1 protein-coding gene is annotated in these 272 nt (G+C 48.5%); it reads left to right on the forward strand.

The window, feature by feature from the left end:
* On the forward strand, positions 1-272 hold a 272-nt coding region (locus MTCD1_RS19230), incomplete at both ends, for a TRAM domain-containing protein (protein WP_143760182.1).

Raw genomic sequence — 272 nt, forward strand, 5'->3', positions numbered from 1 at the left:
GTTCAGCGCATCCTAGTCGAAGGCCCTTCGGTCAAAAACCCAATGGAACTTAGGGGACGCACCGAAACCAGTCGAGTGGTTAACTTCGAGGCCGATCCTAAACACATAGGTAGCTTCGTTGATGTCGAAATCGTCGATGTCTACGCCAACTCACTGCGTGGCACCTTTAGTCGCGGTGAAGACGAGATGGATTTACGCCGCTCATTAAGACCTTCCGATATTGTTTTGCAACATAAGAAAGACGATGAATTAGGTGTGACACAGTACATACC

Origin of the sequence: Colwellia marinimaniae (assembly GCF_002207865.1) — a bacterium.
GTDB lineage: Bacteria > Pseudomonadota > Gammaproteobacteria > Enterobacterales > Alteromonadaceae > Colwellia > Colwellia marinimaniae.